General features: G+C 63.4%; 18 protein-coding genes. 14 read left to right on the forward strand and 4 right to left on the reverse strand.

Annotated features, from left to right (window positions below; genetic code table 11):
• Positions 1-53: 53 nt before the first annotated feature.
• Entirely contained in the window at positions 54-515 is a 462-nt protein-coding gene (locus tag FHP91_RS18370) for a c-type cytochrome (protein ID WP_186301639.1), read from the reverse strand.
• A gap of 179 nt (positions 516-694) precedes the next feature.
• On the opposite strand from FHP91_RS18370, the gene FHP91_RS18375 reads away from it, so the two are divergent.
• Positions 695-1,498, forward strand: a complete 804-nt coding sequence (locus FHP91_RS18375) for a response regulator transcription factor (protein ID WP_144310964.1) — start codon at positions 695-697, stop codon at positions 1,496-1,498.
• Positions 1,499-1,504: 6 nt separating this feature from the next.
• Here the strand turns inward: FHP91_RS18375 and FHP91_RS18380 are convergent, their stop codons facing one another.
• Positions 1,505-3,712 carry a UvrD-helicase domain-containing protein gene (locus FHP91_RS18380; protein WP_144310965.1) on the reverse strand — a complete coding sequence of 736 codons (2,208 nt, stop codon included), beginning with the start codon at positions 3,710-3,712 and terminating at the stop codon, positions 1,505-1,507.
• Between the two features lie 283 nt (positions 3,713-3,995).
• Between FHP91_RS18380 and FHP91_RS18385 the strand changes: the two genes are divergently transcribed.
• From FHP91_RS18385 to FHP91_RS18430, 10 genes are all read left to right on the forward strand, one after another.
• A complete protein-coding gene (locus FHP91_RS18385; RefSeq protein WP_144310966.1) occupies positions 3,996-4,319 on the forward strand; it encodes a hypothetical protein in 324 nt (107 codons plus the stop codon).
• Positions 4,320-4,470: 151 nt separating this feature from the next.
• Complete coding sequence (gene leuS / locus FHP91_RS18390; protein WP_144310967.1) at positions 4,471-7,089, forward strand: leucine--tRNA ligase; 2,619 nt, start codon at positions 4,471-4,473, stop codon at positions 7,087-7,089.
• Between the two features lie 64 nt (positions 7,090-7,153).
• Positions 7,154-7,675 (forward strand): LPS-assembly lipoprotein LptE, encoded by a 522-nt coding sequence (locus FHP91_RS18395; protein WP_186301630.1) that lies wholly within the window; start codon positions 7,154-7,156, stop codon positions 7,673-7,675.
• Positions 7,672-8,691, forward strand: coding sequence for a DNA polymerase III subunit delta (gene holA, locus FHP91_RS18400; protein ID WP_144310969.1), 1,020 nt, complete (start codon positions 7,672-7,674; stop codon positions 8,689-8,691). The genes FHP91_RS18395 and holA overlap by 4 nt, the downstream gene beginning before the upstream one ends.
• Before the next feature lie 82 nt (positions 8,692-8,773).
• Entirely contained in the window at positions 8,774-10,051 is a 1,278-nt protein-coding gene (locus FHP91_RS18405; RefSeq protein WP_144311093.1) for a glutamate-5-semialdehyde dehydrogenase, read from the forward strand.
• Positions 10,052-10,168: 117 nt separating this feature from the next.
• Positions 10,169-10,738: a chalcone isomerase family protein gene (locus FHP91_RS18410; protein WP_144310970.1), complete on the forward strand. Its 570-nt coding sequence runs from the start codon at positions 10,169-10,171 to the stop codon at positions 10,736-10,738.
• A gap of 155 nt (positions 10,739-10,893) precedes the next feature.
• On the forward strand, positions 10,894-11,376 hold the full coding sequence (locus FHP91_RS18415) for a methylated-DNA--[protein]-cysteine S-methyltransferase (RefSeq protein ID WP_144310971.1): 483 nt from the start codon (positions 10,894-10,896) through the stop codon (positions 11,374-11,376).
• A complete protein-coding gene (xerD, locus tag FHP91_RS18420; protein ID WP_144310972.1) occupies positions 11,346-12,278 on the forward strand; it encodes a site-specific tyrosine recombinase XerD in 933 nt (310 codons plus the stop codon). The genes FHP91_RS18415 and xerD overlap by 31 nt, the downstream gene beginning before the upstream one ends.
• Before the next feature lie 14 nt (positions 12,279-12,292).
• Positions 12,293-12,790: an aminoacyl-tRNA deacylase gene (locus tag FHP91_RS18425; protein WP_144310973.1), complete on the forward strand. Its 498-nt coding sequence runs from the start codon at positions 12,293-12,295 to the stop codon at positions 12,788-12,790.
• Between the two features lie 218 nt (positions 12,791-13,008).
• A complete protein-coding gene (locus tag FHP91_RS18430; RefSeq protein WP_246116370.1) occupies positions 13,009-13,377 on the forward strand; it encodes an H-NS histone family protein in 369 nt (122 codons plus the stop codon).
• 65 nt (positions 13,378-13,442) lie between these two features.
• On the opposite strand, the gene FHP91_RS18435 is transcribed toward FHP91_RS18430, so the two are convergent.
• Complete coding sequence (locus FHP91_RS18435) at positions 13,443-13,814, reverse strand: dihydroneopterin aldolase (RefSeq protein WP_144179264.1); 372 nt, start codon at positions 13,812-13,814, stop codon at positions 13,443-13,445.
• A 56-nt stretch (positions 13,815-13,870) separates the two neighbouring features.
• Between FHP91_RS18435 and plsY the strand changes: the two genes are divergently transcribed.
• A complete protein-coding gene (plsY, locus tag FHP91_RS18440) occupies positions 13,871-14,485 on the forward strand; it encodes a glycerol-3-phosphate 1-O-acyltransferase PlsY (RefSeq protein ID WP_144310974.1) in 615 nt (204 codons plus the stop codon).
• Between the two features lies 1 nt (position 14,486).
• On the opposite strand, the gene tsaD is transcribed toward plsY, so the two are convergent.
• Positions 14,487-15,500 (reverse strand): tRNA (adenosine(37)-N6)-threonylcarbamoyltransferase complex transferase subunit TsaD, encoded by a 1,014-nt coding sequence (gene tsaD, locus FHP91_RS18445; RefSeq protein ID WP_144310975.1) that lies wholly within the window; start codon positions 15,498-15,500, stop codon positions 14,487-14,489.
• Between the two features lie 140 nt (positions 15,501-15,640).
• Between tsaD and rpsU the strand changes: the two genes are divergently transcribed.
• The gene (rpsU, locus tag FHP91_RS18450; RefSeq protein ID WP_144179261.1) at positions 15,641-15,853 is read left to right on the forward strand and encodes a 30S ribosomal protein S21; all 213 of its coding nucleotides are present in this window, start codon (positions 15,641-15,643) and stop codon (positions 15,851-15,853) included.
• 87 nt (positions 15,854-15,940) lie between these two features.
• Positions 15,941-16,387, forward strand: coding sequence for a GatB/YqeY domain-containing protein (locus FHP91_RS18455; protein WP_144310976.1), 447 nt, complete (start codon positions 15,941-15,943; stop codon positions 16,385-16,387).
• Positions 16,388-16,400: the final 13 nt, after the last annotated feature.

The following is a 16,400-nucleotide window of genomic DNA, read 5'->3' on the forward strand; positions in this document are numbered from 1 at the left end:
CCGATAAACGATAACGGCCACCCGCAGGTGGCCGTTGCACTGCGCGGCGAAGCCTACTCTTCGCGGCGATACTTGTCGTGACAAGCCTTGCAGGCCTTGCCCATTTCGCCAAACTGGGTCTTGATTGCCGCCTGATCCCCGGTGGCCGCCACCTGCTGCAGCGTATTGGCTTGCTGGATGAAGTTCATGGCGATCTTGCGGACTTCGTCCTGCTCCTGGAAGAACTCCGGCTTGAGGCGCGTCTCCTTCCAGCCCGTGCCCTTGTCGGTCCCCGCCGCATACAACGCCCCCATGCCCGAATTGGCGACCGCCGCCACCACATTGGCCGCCGCCAGCACCTGATCCTTGTTGAAGGGCACGCTGCCGTCGACCACCTGCGCCTTGATCTTGCCCATGTTCCAGGCCATGAAGGTGTAGCCCGACTGACGGGTCTTGATCATGTCTTCGGGTTTCATCTGCGCGGACACGCCTGCCGCCACACCAAAGCTCATTGCAGCCACCACGATACGCATCATGTGTTTTTTCACGTTTGACTCTCCAGGCATTCAAGGGGTTAAAAGCAGGCTGCATGCGCTGCTCACCGGCGTAAACAGCAAAGCCTTATCCGCTATTCCCCGGCTCGGTGCATGAAACTGAAGAATGTCGCGCACAGGCCGCTAAGGATTAACGAATAGGTGTTCCCCGGAGAAGCCCCATGACTACAACGATCAACGCCACCGCCCTCGAACTCCTGATCGTCGAACCCTCGTCAATGCAGCGCAAGATCATTACCCAGGCTTGCGAAACTCTGGGCGTCCACTCGCCACGCCACGCGGAACATGGCACACAAGCGCTCATCGGCATGTCGCAGCACCGCCCGGACATCGTGATCAGCGCACTGTACCTGCCCGACATGCTGGGCACCGATCTCGTTCACAGCATGCGCACCGACCCGGCCACAGAAGATGTCGCATTCATTCTGGTGTCCAGCGAAACCCGGCCCCAGGCACTCGACCCGGTGCGCCAGTCTGGTGTCTGCGCGATCGTGCCAAAGCCCTTCACGACCGACCAGCTCGCGCAGGCAATCAACGCCACCCTCGACATGCGTACCGTCGAGCCAATCACCGACTGGGACATGGATCTGGAGGAACTCAAAGTGCTACTGGTGGACGACAGTCCGCACGCCCGCCGGAGTATCCGCCGGGTACTCGAACAGCTTGGCCTGCACCACTTTATCGAAGCCGACAACGGCGCCGAGGCCGCCAGCATTCTGGGTGACACCATGGTCGATCTGGTGGTGACCGACTACAACATGCCCGAAATGGACGGCAAGGCGCTGGTCGAACACATCCGCCATCATAGCTGGCAGACCTCGGTGCCCATCCTCATGGTGACCAGCGAGCAGGACGTCAGCCGTCTGGCGGCCATTGAAAATGCCGGCGTCTCGGGCATTTGCGACAAACCCTTTGACCCCGGCACCGTCCGCCGACTGCTCCTGCGAGCGCTGTCAAGCGATTGAACGCGCTTACGCGGGATCGAGCTTGGCCACCGACATCAGCAGCCACTTCATCCCCTGCGCACCAAAATTGATCTGTACCCGCGCATCCGACCCGCTGCCTTCGGCAGCCACGATGATGCCCGCGCCAAAACGTGCATGGCGCACGTTCTGGCCGATCCGCAAACCGCCCAGATCGCGCCCCGGCGCATGCGCCGCACTGGCGGGCCGGCGTGGCGCACTGGCCGGCGAGGGCGAAAAATGGCTGGGCCGCGCTGGCGCCTGACCGCCACCCGACTTTGGCGTCAGCCATTTGGTCAGCGTGTCGGGAATCTCCTCCAGGAAGCGCGAGCGCATGTTGTAGCGCGTTTGGCCATGCAGCATGCGGCTTTGCGCCAGCGACACATACAGGCGCTGGCGCGCCCGCGTCACCGCGACATACATCAGGCGCCGCTCCTCCTCCAGTCCGTCGGTCTCCATCAGGCTGTTTTCATGGGGGAACAAACCCTCCTCCAGCCCGCACACAAACACCACGTCAAACTCCAGCCCCTTGGCCGCATGCACCGTCATCAACTGAACGGCATCTTCACTGGCGTCGGCCTGGTGATCGCCAGCCTCCAGCGAGGCATGGGCAAGGAAGTCGGCCAGCAGCGGATGCTCGACGGCCGGCTCCGGCACCTCGTTTTCCGCCACAAAATTGGTGGCCGCGCTAATGATTTCGTCGAGGTTCTCCAGCCGCTCGCGGCCATCCTTTTCTTTCTGGCTCTCGTAATGCGCGCGCAGACCAGACTGATCGAGCACATGGTCGACCGCCTCGGGCAGCGGCAGGTTTACCGTCGCACTGCGTAAGGATTCGATCAGCTGCACAAAAGCGCCGATCGCCGCCCGCGGCTTACCCGACAGATGCGACACCGTGGCGTACAGGCTGCTGTTGTAGGTCCGCGCCGCGTCCTGCAACGCCTCCAGCGACCGGGCGCCAATGCCGCGCGTCGGAAAATTCACCACTCGCGCAAAAGCCGTGTCGTCGTCCGGGTTGGCGATCAAGCGCAGATAGGCCAACGCGTGCTTGACCTCCTGGCGCTCGAAAAAGCGCAAGCCGCCATACACCCGGTAGGACACGCCCGCCGAAAACAACTGATGCTCCAGCACCCGCGACAGCGCGTTGGCGCGATACAACAAGGCAATGTCCGAGCGTGACATGCCATCGCGCACTAGCGACTGGATCTCATCCACCACAAAGCGTGCCTCGTCGCCATCGGTGAACGCCTCATACACCCGGATCGGCTCGCCCTCGCCGCGGTCGGTCCATAACTCCTTGCCCAGGCGCTGGGTGTTGTTGGCGATGATCGCGTTGGCGGCATCGAGAATATTGCCGCAGGAACGATAGTTCTGCTCCAGACGGATCACGTTGGGCACCTTGAATTCGCGCTCGAAGGCGAGCATGTTGCCCACTTCCGCACCGCGGAAACGGTAGATCGACTGATCGTCGTCGCCAACGCAGAACAGACAGGCTGGCGATTCGCTGTTCTCGCCGCCGGCGAGCAGCTTAAGCCACTGATATTGCAGCTTGTTGGTATCCTGAAACTCATCCGTCAGGATGTGCCGGAAGCGCCGCTGGTAGTGCTGCCGCAGGGGCTCGTTGCGGCTGAGCAACTCATAGGTGCGCAGCAGCAATTCAGGGAAATCCACAACTGCCTCGCGCTGGCACTGCGCCTCATACTCCGCGTACAGTTCGACCCGGCGACGGGTGAAATCGTCGAAGGCATCGACGGCGCTGGCGCGTACGCCCTGCTCTTTTTGCGCATTGATGAAGTGCTGAAGCTCACGCGGTGGAAATTTTTCGTCATCCACATTCAACGTTTTGAGCAAGCGCTTGATCGCGGAGAGCTGGTCGCCCGAATCGAGAATCTGGAACAACTGGGGCAGCCCGGCGTCACGATGGTGCGCGCGTAACAAACGGTTGCACAAACCATGAAAGGTGCCGATCCACATCGCCTTCGGGTTGACCGGCAGCATCGCCGCCAGTCGCGCGTGCATCTCCCTGGCGGCCTTGTTGGTAAAGGTCACGCCCAGAATGCCCTGCGGGGTGGCCTGACCGGTCTGGATCAACCAGGCGATACGCGTGGTCAAAACGCGGGTCTTGCCCGAGCCGGCTCCCGCCAGGATAAGCGCGTGCTGCGCCGGCAGGGTGACGGCGCGAGCCTGTTCTTCGTTGAGCGTTGCGAGCAGATCGGTCATGCGGTCTCCGGGGTGACCGCGCATTTTAACCCACCCCTCCGGCTACCGCCGGTCGGAAGGTTTTTTGCTAGGGAAATCACCTATTTGCAAAAACCCGACTAACCGAGTAAGGTTTATTTGTGCATTGCAACATAAATTAACTCAACTCAATTCCAAAGCACGGGCGACTTTGCTAAGATTCGAACAGTTGTTTGTTTTGCTTTGCACCAAGTTGCAGAGACAAGGCCGTTCAAAAGACGGCCGTTAGCTGAAGGCGCGCTGTCGCGCGTCAGGAGTACATATTATGAACGCACCGAAACTGCTCCCCTGGTATGCCCGCCGCGCCGGTGTTTCCATCGAGCGCGCTGAAGCGCTTTGGCGCAAGGCGGTTCGTCAGGCCACGACCGACACCGGATGGGTCGGCAACGCCGAATACTATGGCGCCGCCATGGACACCTTCATTGCGCTGCTCGAAGCCGAAGAAGCCAGCCTATGCACGCCAAGCATGGGCGGCATCTTCCGCGCCCAGGCCCGCGTCATGCGCCTGCCGCTGACAATGATGGAAGATTTCTCCAATGCCGCTGCCCACTGGCAGCGCTGTGTCGGCGTGCCGCGTCGCGCCGCCTGAACGCATCAACGGTCTCCCTCCCTCTCTTTGATGGAGTTCGGCACCTGGTCTCATCGACCAGGTGCCGTTTTTTCGTTTACCGCCCCCGCTGAGCACACGGGCTTCACGGTATACTTCCCCGCTTTGAATCCCGCCGACCGATAGCCGCCCTATGCAGGACAAGTACACGCCCGCCGCCATTGAGACCGCCGCCCAACAGTATTGGGACAGCGCCCGCAGCTTTGAGGTCAGCGAAGATCCGACGCGCCCGAAGTACTACTGCCTGTCGATGTTCCCCTACCCCTCCGGCAAACTGCACATGGGCCATGTGCGCAACTACAGCCTGGGCGACATGCTCTCGCGCTACCACCGCATGCGCGGCTACAACGTGCTGCAGCCCATGGGCTGGGACGCGTTCGGCCTGCCGGCCGAGAACGCGGCCATCAAGAACAACGTGCCGCCGGCGAAATGGACTTACGACAACATCGCCTACATGAAGCAGCAGCTCAAGTCGCTGGGCTTCGCGATCGATTGGCGTCGTGAGCTGGCTACCTGCCAGCCTGACTACTACAAGTGGAACCAGTGGTTCTTCCTGCGCATGCTCGAAAAAGGCATTGCCGAGCGCAAGACGCAGGTCGTGAACTGGGACCCGGTCGACCAGACCGTGCTGGCCAACGAGCAAGTCATCGACGGCCGCGGCTGGCGCACCGGCGCGCTGGTCGAGAAGCGCGAGATCCCCGGCTACTACCTCAAGATCACCGACTACGCCGAAGAGCTGCTGGCCGACCTCGACACGCTCGATGGCTGGCCAGAGCGCGTGCGCGTGATGCAGAAGAACTGGATCGGTCGCTCCGAAGGCGTGGACGTCCACTTTCCCTACGATCTGAGCACCACCGGCAAGGCCGGCGTCCTCAAGGTGTTCACCACCCGCGCCGACACCCTGATGGGCGCCACCTACGTGGCAGTGGCCGCCGAGCACCCGCTCGCCCAACAGGCCGCACAGGGCAACGCCGAACTGACCGCCTTCATTGCTGAATGCCAGCATGGCAGCCAGGCCGAGGCCGACATGGCCACCATGGAGAAGAAGGGCATGGACACCGGCCTGCGGGTCGTCCATCCGATTTCCGGCGAATACCTGTCGGTGTGGGTCGCCAACTATGTGCTGATGGGCTACGGCGAAGGCGCCGTGATGGCCGTGCCCGCGCACGACGAGCGCGACTTCGCCTTTGCCACCAAGTACAAACTGCCGATCACCATGGTTGTCGCCTCGACCCACGACACCTACAGCGATGTGGCCGCCCCTTGGCAAGACGCCTACGCCGAACCCGGCAAACTGGTCAATTCCGGCAAATACAACGGCCTGCGCTCGATCGAAGCCGTCGGCGCCATCGCCGCCGATCTGGAAGCCAAAGGCCTGGGCGCCAAGCGGGTGCAATTCCGTCTGCGCGACTGGGGCGTTTCACGCCAGCGTTACTGGGGCTGCCCGATCCCGATCATCCACTGCGACAGCTGCGGCGCCGTGCCGGTACCCGACGAACAGTTGCCCGTCGTGCTGCCCGAAGACTGCGTGCCGGACGGCTCGGGCAACCCGCTGGCCAAGCGCGAAGACTTCCTCGCCTGCGACTGCCCCAAGTGCGCCAAGCCCGCCCGTCGCGAAACCGACACCATGGACACCTTCGTCGATTCGTCCTGGTACTACGCGCGCTACGCCACCGCTCAGGGCGACGCCGGCATGGTCGACGGCGAAACCAACTACTGGATGCCGGTCGACCAGTACATCGGCGGTATCGAGCACGCCATCTTGCACCTGCTCTACTCGCGCTTCTGGACCAAGGCGATGCGCGACATCGGCCTGGTGAACTACCGCGAACCCTTCACGAATCTGCTCACCCAGGGCATGGTGCTGAACAACGCCTTCTTCCATAAACCCGAAGGCGGCGGCAAAAACTATTTCTGGGAAAAAGACATCGAAATCGGCCGCGACGCCAAGGGCCAGATCACCGGCGCCACGCTAAGCGCCGACGGCACGGTGCTTGAGCATGAACTCACCACCATGTCGAAGTCGAAAAACAACGGCGTCGACCCGCAATCGCTGATCGAGCAATACGGCGCCGACACCGCGCGTTTCTTCATGATGTTTGCCGCCCCGCCCGAGCAAACCCTGGAGTGGTCCGACTCGGGCGTCGAAGGCGCCTTCCGCTTCCTGCGCCGGGTCTGGAACTTCGGCCATCGCTACGCCACCGAGATGCGCGCCGCCCTGCCGGCCGAGCGCACGCTGGGCAAGGGCAAGCTGCCCGAGGCGCTGGCCGATGTGCGCCGCGAGATCCACAGCTGCCTCAAGCAGGCCAATTACGACTTTGGCAAGCATCAGTTCAACACCGTCGCCTCGGCGAGCATGAAAATGCTCAACGCGCTCGAAAAAGCGCCCACCGACAACGCGGCCGCGCACGCTGAACTCACCGAAGAAGGCCTGTCGATCCTGCTGCGCCTGCTCAACCCGATCACCCCGCACATCGCCCACACGCTGTGGCGCGACTGCGGTTTCGGCGACGACATCCTCAACGCCGCGTGGCCCGAGGTCGACGAAGACGCGTTGGTTCAGGACGAAATCGAGCTGATGCTGCAAATCAACGGCAAACTGCGTGGCAGCATCAAGGTCGCCGCCGACGCGGCGCGCGATGCCATCGAGCAGATCGCCTTGGCCGACACCACCGCCGTCAAAATGATGGATGGCAAGCCGGCCCGTAAAATCGTGGTCGTCCCCGGCCGACTGGTCAATATCGTTTGCTAAGTGCGGACGGGCACACCCTGCCCGCCCCTTAAACGCATCTGTCTTTGCAAGGAAGCTTCGCATCATGAATTCTGGCAACGAGACGACCCGCCGACGCCTGCTCCTCGCCGGCCTCGCCACATTCGGGCTCGCCGGCTGCGGCTTCCACCTGCGCGGCCAGCTCGACATGCCGTTCAAGCGGGCGTATCTCAACGCCAGCCGCAACGAGCGCTTCATGAACCGCATCGCCCGCCAGCTCGAAATCAATGGCGTCGTCCTGACCGAGCGCCTGAACGAGGCCGAAGTCAGCATTCGCCTCTTCAACATCAAGCGCGAGCGCGACATTCTCAGCCTGAACCGGGCCGGCAAAGCGCGGGAGTATCGCCTGCTCACCACACTCAACTACGCGGTCGAGCGCGCTGACGGCACCACCCTGCGCCCGGCCGAGCGCATTGCCGTGCGCCGCGACATCACCTACGACGACACCCAGTTGCTCGCCAAGGACCAGGAAGAGGCCATGCTCTATCGCGACATGGAAGACGACATTGCCCAACAGCTGGTTCGTCGCCTCGCCGCCATCAAACTCGACGGCCCCGCCGCCCAATGAATTTGCATCCAGACCGGCTCGACGCCCATCTGGAAAAACCCCTCGCCGCCCTCTACATCCTGCACGGCAACGAGCCGCTGACCGTCTCCGAAGCCGGCGACGCCCTGCGCGCCGCAGCCAGGCGCCAGGGCTTTGACGAGCGCGAGATCCTCATCAGCGGCCCCGGTTTTGGCTGGGAGACGCTGTTCGAGGCCACCGGCAACCTCTCGCTATTCGGTAGCCGCAAAGTCATCGACCTGCGCATCCCCAACGGCAAGCCCGGCAAGGACGGTGGCGACGCGCTCAAGCGCCTGGCCGACACCGCCGAGCCAACCGCCAGCGACGTCATCACCCTCATCAGCCTGCCCGAACTCGACTGGGCGGCACGCAAGACCGCCTGGTTCACCGCCCTCGGCCAGAAAGGCGTGGCCGTCGAATGCAACGCCCCGCCACGCGAGCAACTGCCGCGCTGGATCGCCCGCCGCCTGTCGGCGCAGCAGCAAAGCGCGTCGGCCGAGGCGCTCGATTTCATCGCTGATCATGTCGAGGGCAACCTGCTCGCCGCCCACCAGGAAATCACCAAGCTCGCCCTGCTTCACCCCCCTGGCGAACTCAGCCTTGATGCCGTGCGCGAAGCGGTCCTCGACGTCGCCCGCTACGACATCGACACCCTGCGCAGCGCCGTGCTCGAAGGCGACGCCGGCCGCTGCACCCGCCTGCTCGAAGGCCTGGCCGGCGAAGGTACGGCCGCGCCGCTGCTACTGTGGATGCTCTCCAACGAAGTGCGCACCCTGGCGCGCCTGCAAGCCGCCCAGGCCGACGGCCAGCCACTGGCGGCGGCGTTCAAGGTCGAGCGCGTCTTCGATGATCGCCGGCGCAAGGCCTTGCAACACGCCCTCCAGCGCCTCGCACCGGGCAAGGTCCGCGCCGCGCTGGCCCACGCCGCCCGCATCGACCGGATCATCAAGGGCATCGCCCCCGGCGAGGTCTGGGATGAATTCCTGCTGCTGTGCCTGAGGCTCTGCCCGGCGCGCTGAACCGCCGTTTTTGCCGCAGTGCGCAACGATGGGGTAACCTAGCCCTCTTTCTTGCCCCATCAAAATGAACGGCCCAAGCACCATGGACATCGAAGCCTATATGCGGACCCTCGGACGGCAGGCGCGTGACGCCTCCCGCCAGCTCGCCGCCGCCTCCACCGAGACCAAAAACACCGCCCTGCTGGCCATTGCCCGCCGTCTACGCGAACACAAACCCGCGCTGCTCACCGCCAACGCTGCCGATCTGGCGCAAGCGCGGGCTGATGGTCTCGAGCCGGCCATGATCGACCGCCTGACCCTTTCCGAGGCCGGCGTCGAAAACATGGCCGAAGGTCTGGAGCAAATTGCCGCCCTGCCCGATCCGGTCGGCGAGATCACCGACGTCAAACGTCGCCCCAGCGGCATTCAGGTGGGTAAGATGCGCGTGCCGCTTGGCGTCATCGGCATCATTTACGAGGCTCGCCCCAACGTCACCGCCGACGCCGCGGCGCTATGCCTCAAGTCCGGCAACGCGGCCATTTTGCGCGGCGGCAAGGAAGCCCTGCACTGCAATCAGGCGATCGCCACCTGCGTACGCGAAGGCCTGCTGGAGGCCGGTTTGCCGGCCGCCGCAGTACAAGTCGTCGACACCACCGATCGCGCCGCCGTGGGCCACCTGATCACCCTGCCCGAATTCGTGGACGTCATCGTGCCGCGCGGCGGCAAGGGGCTGATAGAGCGCATCTCGCGCGAAGCGCGGGTGCCGGTCATCAAGCACCTCGACGGCAACTGCCATGTCTACGTCCACAGCGCCGCGGACGCGGACAAGGCCGAGGCCATCGTCGAGAACTCGAAAACCCAGCGCTACGGCACCTGCAACACCGCCGAATCGCTGCTGGTCGATCGCGCCGTCGCCGCCGACCTTCTGCCGCGTCTCGCCCGCAAACTCAGCGCTCACGGCGTCGAATTGCGCGGTTGCACCGAGAGTCTGGCGATTCTCGAAGCGGCGAACATCGCTGGCGCCAAACTGCGCCCCGCGGAAGAATCCGACTGGTCGGAGGAATACCTGGCGCCGATCATCGCCATCAAGGTCGTCGCCGATCTCGACGCGGCCATCGCGCACGTCAATCGCTACAGCTCGGGCCACACCGAGAGCATCGTCAGCGAGAACTACACTGCCGCGATGCGCTTCTTGCGCGAGGTCGACTCGGCCTCGGTGATGATCAACGCCTCGACCCGCTTCGCCGACGGCTTCGAGTACGGGCTGGGCGCGGAGATCGGCATCTCCACCGACAAGATTCACGCCCGCGGCCCGGTCGGCCTCGACGGCCTGACCAGCCAGAAATGGATTGTCTTTGGCAATGGCGAGGTGCGCGGCTAAGGCGCCGTCACACCACGCAACAGGTTTTTCGCACGATCGTGCGACGGCTTTGATAGGATAAAGCGTCCGGTGCGCAGGGGCTCCGGACGCTTTTTCTATGACAAGACCGGAGACACCATGAAAAATCTGCTGGCCGCCCTGTGCGCCACCCTCGCTTTTACCTCCACCCACGCCGCCGTCGACGTCGCCGGCGTGACATTCGAAGACCAGACGCAAGTGGCTGACCAGACCCTGCAACTCAATGGCGCCGGACTGCGGACCAAGCTCTTCTTCAAGGTCTACGCGATGGGCTTGTACCTGCCCACCAAAACCAAAGGCACGGCAGCGGTGCTGGCAAACACCGGCCCCCGCCGGATCGACATCACCACCCTTCGCGATCTGAGCGCTGAGCAGTTCGCCGACGCGCTCTCTGAAGGCTTGCAGAAAAACCTGAGCGAAGCCGAACAAAGCGCACTGAAAGCCGACAACGACGCCTTCCGCGCCAATCTGCTATCGCTCCGATCGGCCAAGGAAGGCACCCGCATCCAGATCGACTTCACCCCTGAGGGCGGCACGCGTCTCGTCGTCAACGGCAAGCCGCACGGGGAGGCGATTGGCAACATCGACTTCTCCAACGCGCTGCTGCGGGTATGGATCGGCGAATCCCCCGCGCAAGACGACTTGAAAAGCGCATTGATCGGGGAATAGCTACCTCGGACCGGTGTCTTGCGCCACCACGTCTGGCGCGCCATGCGCGTCAGACGGCGCCGGGCTAGAACCATCGGGTGCGCCGGGCCCTCCGGGCTGCGCCGCACCCACCCAGATCGCTTGAAGTGCGCGCGGCAGACCCCCACAATGGGGCCATGACCACCGCCATCGACACCCCATTCGACAGCGTTTTGCCCACGCCTTTCGGCGCGCTTGGCATTCGCGCGGACGATGACGCGCTCAGCGAAATCTGCTTTCTGCCCCCCGGCACGCCCGCGTTGCCCGGAACGCACCCCCTGACAAGAGAAACCGAGCAACAGCTGCGCGCTTACCTCGCCTCCCCCCAACACCGCTTTGACCTGCCCCTGAACCCGGCCGGCACCGCCTTTCAGCGACGCGTCTGGGCCGAGATTGCGGCCATCGCCCCCGGCGAGCTTCGCGCCTACGGCCAGCTCGCCGCCCGCCTGGGCAGCGCCGCCCGCGCCGTTGGCCAGGCCTGCGGCGCCAACCCGTTTCCTGTCGTCGTCCCCTGCCACCGCGTCGTGGCGCAGCACGCGTTGGGCGGCTTCGCCCACGCCCGCAACGGCTTTCTGATTGACACCAAACAATGGCTGATCCAGCACGAACAGCGCCGCTGAACCTACCGCCCGATACCCTCGCAGACCTCGACGCATTCTGCGACGGCCTGTGGCTGTCCGATGGGCTCTCTCGCAACACGCTCGCCGCCTACCGGCGCGATCTGACCCTGTTCGCCCGCTGGCTGCAGCTCAGTCACGGCATCGCCCCGTTTGAGGCCGAAGCCACCCATCTGCATGCCTATCTGGCCGAGTTCAGCCAGCGCGCCAAGGCGACCAGCCAGCGCCGCCTGCTATCGACGTGGCGCCGCTACTTTCACGCGCTGATGCAAGCGGGTCGCATCCGCAGCGACCCGACCCAGCGGCTCGATCCCCCCATGGCGGCCCCCCGCTTTCCCAAGAGCCTGTCCGAGGCCGAGGTAGACGCCCTCCTCGATACGCCGGACGTCGACACCGCCCTTGGCCTGCGCGACAAAGCCATGCTCGAATTGCTCTACGCCACAGGGCTGCGGGTGTCGGAGTTGATCGGCTTGCGCGGCTTTGAAGTCAGCCTCAATGATGGCGCACTGCGCGTGCTCGGCAAGGGCGACAAAGAACGCCTGGTCCCTATCGGTGCCACCGCCAGCGATTGGCTGCGACAGTATCTGAGACAGGCGCGCGTGGAGATTCTGGCAGGCCGACACGCCGACGCCTTGTTTGTCACGGTTCAAGGCGCCGCCATGAGCCGCCAAATGTTCTGGCGTCTTATCAAGCAATACGCCATGCGCGCAGGTATTGCCAGTAACCGTATCTCGCCGCACACCCTGCGTCATGCGTTTGCCACGCATTTATTGAATCACGGCGCGGATTTGCGTGTGGTCCAACTCCTGCTGGGGCACGCCGACATTTCGACCACACAGATATATACGCATATCGCCCGAGCGCGCCTCAAACAACTACACGCCATTCACCATCCACGGGGCTGAATTACAAAATCATCATGTCCAATACAACACCTGACACACCCGCAACCCGCGCTCTCAAGGCTGCGCACATCGCCTTCGCGAGCTACCTCTATCCCTACGAAGACCACGGCGGCGCGTCGTTTGCGGCCCGTTTCCTGAATCTGCCGGAACACGCGGTGATTAAAACCCTGGTTATGGAAAACGAAGGCGCCAAGCCACTGCTGGTACTCATGCACGGCGACCGCGATGTCGCGACCAAACAACTCGCGGTGGCCAGCAACAACCGTCAGATTCACCCCTGCAAACCCGAGGTGGCACAAAAGCACACGGGCTATCAGGTCGGCGGTACCTCGCCTTTCGGCACGCGAAAGCCGCTACCGATATTCATCGAGCGAAGCATTCTTGATTTACCGCTGATTTATATCAACGGCGGGAAAAGGGGGTTTCTCGTCGCGTTACACCCGCACGACCTCGTCCGGGCGCTCGCCCCCACGCCCGTCAGCGTCGCCAAAGGCCCCGGTGCCGAGCATTGATGCGGCGGCGAAATTTCGGGACGCCTCCGTTCAACATCAAACCGCTGATTCGCTATTCGCCGTTTAATTTGTGATGTTGTGAGCAAACCAATAATTAATTCCACCAAGGCGTTGATTTTAGTAAATCAAGAGTGGCAAAATTGGCCGGAACGTGTCGGTTTCAAAAAACCACGTTCACCCACGCCAGAGCACATCACAATAAACAATGAGGAATTGGAATGGACATCAACCTGAGTGAAATGACGGTCCCGGAGTTACGCCGCCTGCAAGGAAAGCTCGAAACCGAAATCCGTCGCCGCGACGAATCCGCGCGCCGGGATGTCCTGAAGCAATTCAAGAAAATCGCCGCTGATCACGGCGTCTCGCTCGATGACGTGCTGAGTGAAGCGCCCGTCAAGAGCCCTGCAAAGGCCGCCGCCAAAACCCGCCGCAAGGCAGCCTCCCCGGCCAAGGGCAAGCGCGTGCCGATGAAGTACGCCAACCCGGATGACCCGAAAACCGGCTGGACCGGCCGGGGTCGCAAGCCGCGCTGGATCGAGGCCTGGCTGAGCGCTGGCAAGTCGCTCGACGAACTGCTGATCAAATAAAGCACGCCGCCGGCATCATTAAAAAGCCGCCCATCCGGGCGGCTTTTTGTTTCAACACGGCGCACTCAATCCGATTCAAGCACACGACCGTCCTTGCCACGTTGAATAAATACACCCACACGGCGCACGCCTTTCATGACCCCGATCTTGGCAATGCGCAATTTCACCCAGGGCGCGTTGAACTCATTGAACAACAAGGCCACCACAAATTCGCCCAAGGTTTCAATCAGATTGAAATGCCGGGCGGACAGCTCTTCGCGAATGCGCTCGATTACCTGCGCATAATCGATCGTATCGGCAATGTCGTCCCGTTCAGCCGCCGCATCGGGCACGCCGAAGGTCAGATTCAGTTCAACCGTTTGTGATGCCACACGCTCTCGCGGGTAGATCCCCACGCGGGCTTCAACCCGCAACTCCTCAATGAAGATGAAATCCATTTCGGCTCTCGTCTAGAATTGTGGCCATTCTAGCCCGAACCGCAACGACACCTGCCATGACGCTTACCACCGCCCTCCTGACACTAACTGCCTACCTGATCGGTTCGGTGCCCTTCGCCGTCGTGGTGAGCAAGGCCTTTGGCCTCAATGACCCGCGCAACTATGGCTCCGGCAACCCGGGCGCCACCAACGTGCTGCGATCGGGCAACAAGGCCGCCGCCGCGTTAACGCTGGTTGGCGATGCCGCCAAGGGGCTGATTGCGGTGTGGGTGATGCGCCAGTTTGGCAGCGACGCGCCATCGGCCGTGGCACTGGCCGGCATAGCCGCATTCATCGGGCACATCTTTCCAGTGTTTCTGGGCTTCAAGGGCGGCAAGGGCGTTGCGACGGCCGTCGGCGTGCTCGGCGCCTTCAGTGGCTGGCTGGCGCTCGCCAGCGCCCTCACATGGCTGATCATCGCCATCACCACGCGCTACTCGTCACTCGCCGCATTGGTCGCGGCCATTGCGGCGCCGGCATTTGCGCATGTTTTGCTAAATTCGCCCGCCATGACCGCCGCCTGCCTGGTGATGGCGGCCATGCTGCTGTGGCGCCACGCCGACAACATCAAGCGCCTGCTGGCAGGCACCGAATCCCGGATCGGCAAAAAAAAGTCCGACGGCCCGAGCTGAATCAGCCCGGCGCAGCGAGGCTATCCAGCGGCCAGCGCGGCCGCACGGACACCACATGCGTCTCGCTCCCGCGCTGCCCCTCGGCCAGACGCAGCGCCCCGGCAAAGGCGATCATCGCGCCGTTGTCGGTACACAGCGCCGGCTCCGGGTAATACACCCGCTGCCGCCGACGTGTCACCGCCTCGTTCAGGCGCTCGCGCAAGGATTGATTGGCCCCGACCCCGCCGGCCACCACCAGGCGCGACAGCCCGGTCTGCTTGAGCGCGGCCAGTGATTTGGCGACCAGCACGTCGACCACCGCCGCCTGAAACTCGGCCGCCATGTCGGCCGGCGCGTGGCTGCCATTACGCAACTGGGTCATGACCGCCGTTTTAAGACCGCTGAAGCTGAAATTGAGATCGCCCGAATGCAGCATCGGTCGCGGCAGCTTGACCCGGCCCGCCGTGCCCTGATCCGCCAGCCGCGCCAGCACCGGACCACCGGGGTAATCCAGCCCCATCAATTTCGCGGTTTTGTCGAAAGCCTCACCGGCCGCGTCGTCCACCGACTCGCCCAGCAAGGCATAGCGCCCCACGCCATCGACCCGCATCAGCTGCGTATGCCCCCCCGACACCAGCAACGCCACAAACGGAAAGCTCGGCGGTTCGTCGGCCAACAGCGGTGACAACAGATGGCCCTCAAGGTGATGGATCGGTAGCGCCGGAATGCCCAGCGCGGCGGCCAGCGCCTGCCCGGTGCCGGCGGCAATCAGTAACGCCCCGGCCAGGCCCGGACCGGCGGTGTAGGCCACGGCGTCAATCGCCGACATCGGCACACCCGCCTCGGCGACCGTCTGTCGGATCAGCGCCGGCATGCGTCGTACGTGGTCGCGCGAGGCGAGCTCGGGCACCACGCCACCGTAAGCCGCGTGCAGGTCGATCTGCGAATGCAATTGCTGTGCGATCAAGCCCCGCTCCGTGTCGTAGAGCGCAACGCCAGTCTCATCGCACGAACTTTCGAGCCCCAGTACAATCATGCCGTCCCCTTGTTCATCGCGGCATTTTAGCGGGTTCCGGCCTTTTCGGAATGCAATCGCTGAAGGGTGGACTTGGCATGACCGGGTCGAGTCGATATACTGCGCGGTTTCTGTACTTTTGCTATCCAAGGAATCACGCAATGCCGGGGATCCGCGTCAAAGAAAACGAGCCGTTTGAAGTTGCCATCCGTCGCTTCAAGCGCACCATTGAAAAAGCAGGGACGCTCACCGAGTTGCGTTCGCGCGAGTTTTACGAAAAGCCCACAGCTGAGCGCAAGCGCAAGCTGGCCGCTGCCGTGAAGCGTAACCACAAGCGCCTGCGTAGCCAGACACTGCCGCCGAAGATGTACTGATCCGTCTCGGCACGGCACCGCCACGCCTGGTGAAGCAGCCTTGCTTCACCAGGCGTGGTTTTTTGCGTTTCAGCTCAGGGGATTCCGATGTCGCTCAAAGCCCGCCTCCAGGATGACATGAAGACGGCCATGCGCGCCCGCGATGCGGCGCGACTGTCCGCCATCCGGCTGCTGCTCGCCGCCATCCAGCAAAAGGAAGTCGACGGCCAGACGACACTGGACGACGCCGGTGTCGCCGCCGTGATCGAAAAGCAGCTCAAACAGCGACGCGACTCGGCCACCCAGTACGCTGCGGGCGGCCGGGCCGACCTCGAAGCCAAGGAGCGTTTCGAAATCTCCGTGCTCGAAGCCTATATGCCGGCCGGCCTGTCGGACGCAGAGATCGACGCCGCGGTGGCCGCTGCCATTGCCAGCACGGGCGCCGCCTCGGCGGCCGACATGGGCAAGGTCATGGCGCAGCTCAAGCCAGCACTGGCCGGACGCGCCGACATGGCGCAGGTATCCGCGCGCGTCAAATCCGCGCTCGCCAGCTGAGGCGGTTCACGCC

Source organism: Denitromonas halophila, assembly GCF_007625155.1.
Lineage (GTDB): Bacteria > Pseudomonadota > Gammaproteobacteria > Burkholderiales > Rhodocyclaceae > Nitrogeniibacter > Nitrogeniibacter halophilus.

What these genes read in the sequence shown, in the direction of transcription:
- FHP91_RS18415 (WP_144310971.1), top strand. Translation starts at nt 10,894, where the DNA reads ATGACCACCGCCATCGACACCCCATTCGACAGCGTTTTGCCCACGCCT.
- FHP91_RS18385 (WP_144310966.1), top strand. Translation starts at nt 3,996, where the DNA reads ATGAACGCACCGAAACTGCTCCCCTGGTATGCCCGCCGCGCCGGTGTT.
- FHP91_RS18380 (WP_144310965.1), bottom strand. Translation starts at nt 3,712, where the DNA reads ATGACCGATCTGCTCGCAACGCTCAACGAAGAACAGGCTCGCGCCGTC.
- FHP91_RS18370 (WP_186301639.1), bottom strand. Translation starts at nt 515, where the DNA reads ATGATGCGTATCGTGGTGGCTGCAATGAGCTTTGGTGTGGCGGCAGGC.
- xerD (WP_144310972.1), top strand. Translation starts at nt 11,346, where the DNA reads ATGGCTGATCCAGCACGAACAGCGCCGCTGAACCTACCGCCCGATACC.
- tsaD (WP_144310975.1), bottom strand. Translation starts at nt 15,500, where the DNA reads ATGATTGTACTGGGGCTCGAAAGTTCGTGCGATGAGACTGGCGTTGCG.
- holA (WP_144310969.1), top strand. Translation starts at nt 7,672, where the DNA reads ATGAATTTGCATCCAGACCGGCTCGACGCCCATCTGGAAAAACCCCTC.
- FHP91_RS18375 (WP_144310964.1), top strand. Translation starts at nt 695, where the DNA reads ATGACTACAACGATCAACGCCACCGCCCTCGAACTCCTGATCGTCGAA.
- FHP91_RS18395 (WP_186301630.1), top strand. Translation starts at nt 7,154, where the DNA reads ATGAATTCTGGCAACGAGACGACCCGCCGACGCCTGCTCCTCGCCGGC.
- FHP91_RS18435 (WP_144179264.1), bottom strand. Translation starts at nt 13,814, where the DNA reads ATGGATTTCATCTTCATTGAGGAGTTGCGGGTTGAAGCCCGCGTGGGG.
- FHP91_RS18455 (WP_144310976.1), top strand. Translation starts at nt 15,941, where the DNA reads ATGTCGCTCAAAGCCCGCCTCCAGGATGACATGAAGACGGCCATGCGC.
- FHP91_RS18430 (WP_246116370.1), top strand. Translation starts at nt 13,009, where the DNA reads ATGGACATCAACCTGAGTGAAATGACGGTCCCGGAGTTACGCCGCCTG.
- FHP91_RS18405 (WP_144311093.1), top strand. Translation starts at nt 8,774, where the DNA reads ATGGACATCGAAGCCTATATGCGGACCCTCGGACGGCAGGCGCGTGAC.
- FHP91_RS18410 (WP_144310970.1), top strand. Translation starts at nt 10,169, where the DNA reads ATGAAAAATCTGCTGGCCGCCCTGTGCGCCACCCTCGCTTTTACCTCC.
- FHP91_RS18425 (WP_144310973.1), top strand. Translation starts at nt 12,293, where the DNA reads ATGTCCAATACAACACCTGACACACCCGCAACCCGCGCTCTCAAGGCT.
- leuS (WP_144310967.1), top strand. Translation starts at nt 4,471, where the DNA reads ATGCAGGACAAGTACACGCCCGCCGCCATTGAGACCGCCGCCCAACAG.
- plsY (WP_144310974.1), top strand. Translation starts at nt 13,871, where the DNA reads ATGACGCTTACCACCGCCCTCCTGACACTAACTGCCTACCTGATCGGT.
- rpsU (WP_144179261.1), top strand. Translation starts at nt 15,641, where the DNA reads ATGCCGGGGATCCGCGTCAAAGAAAACGAGCCGTTTGAAGTTGCCATC.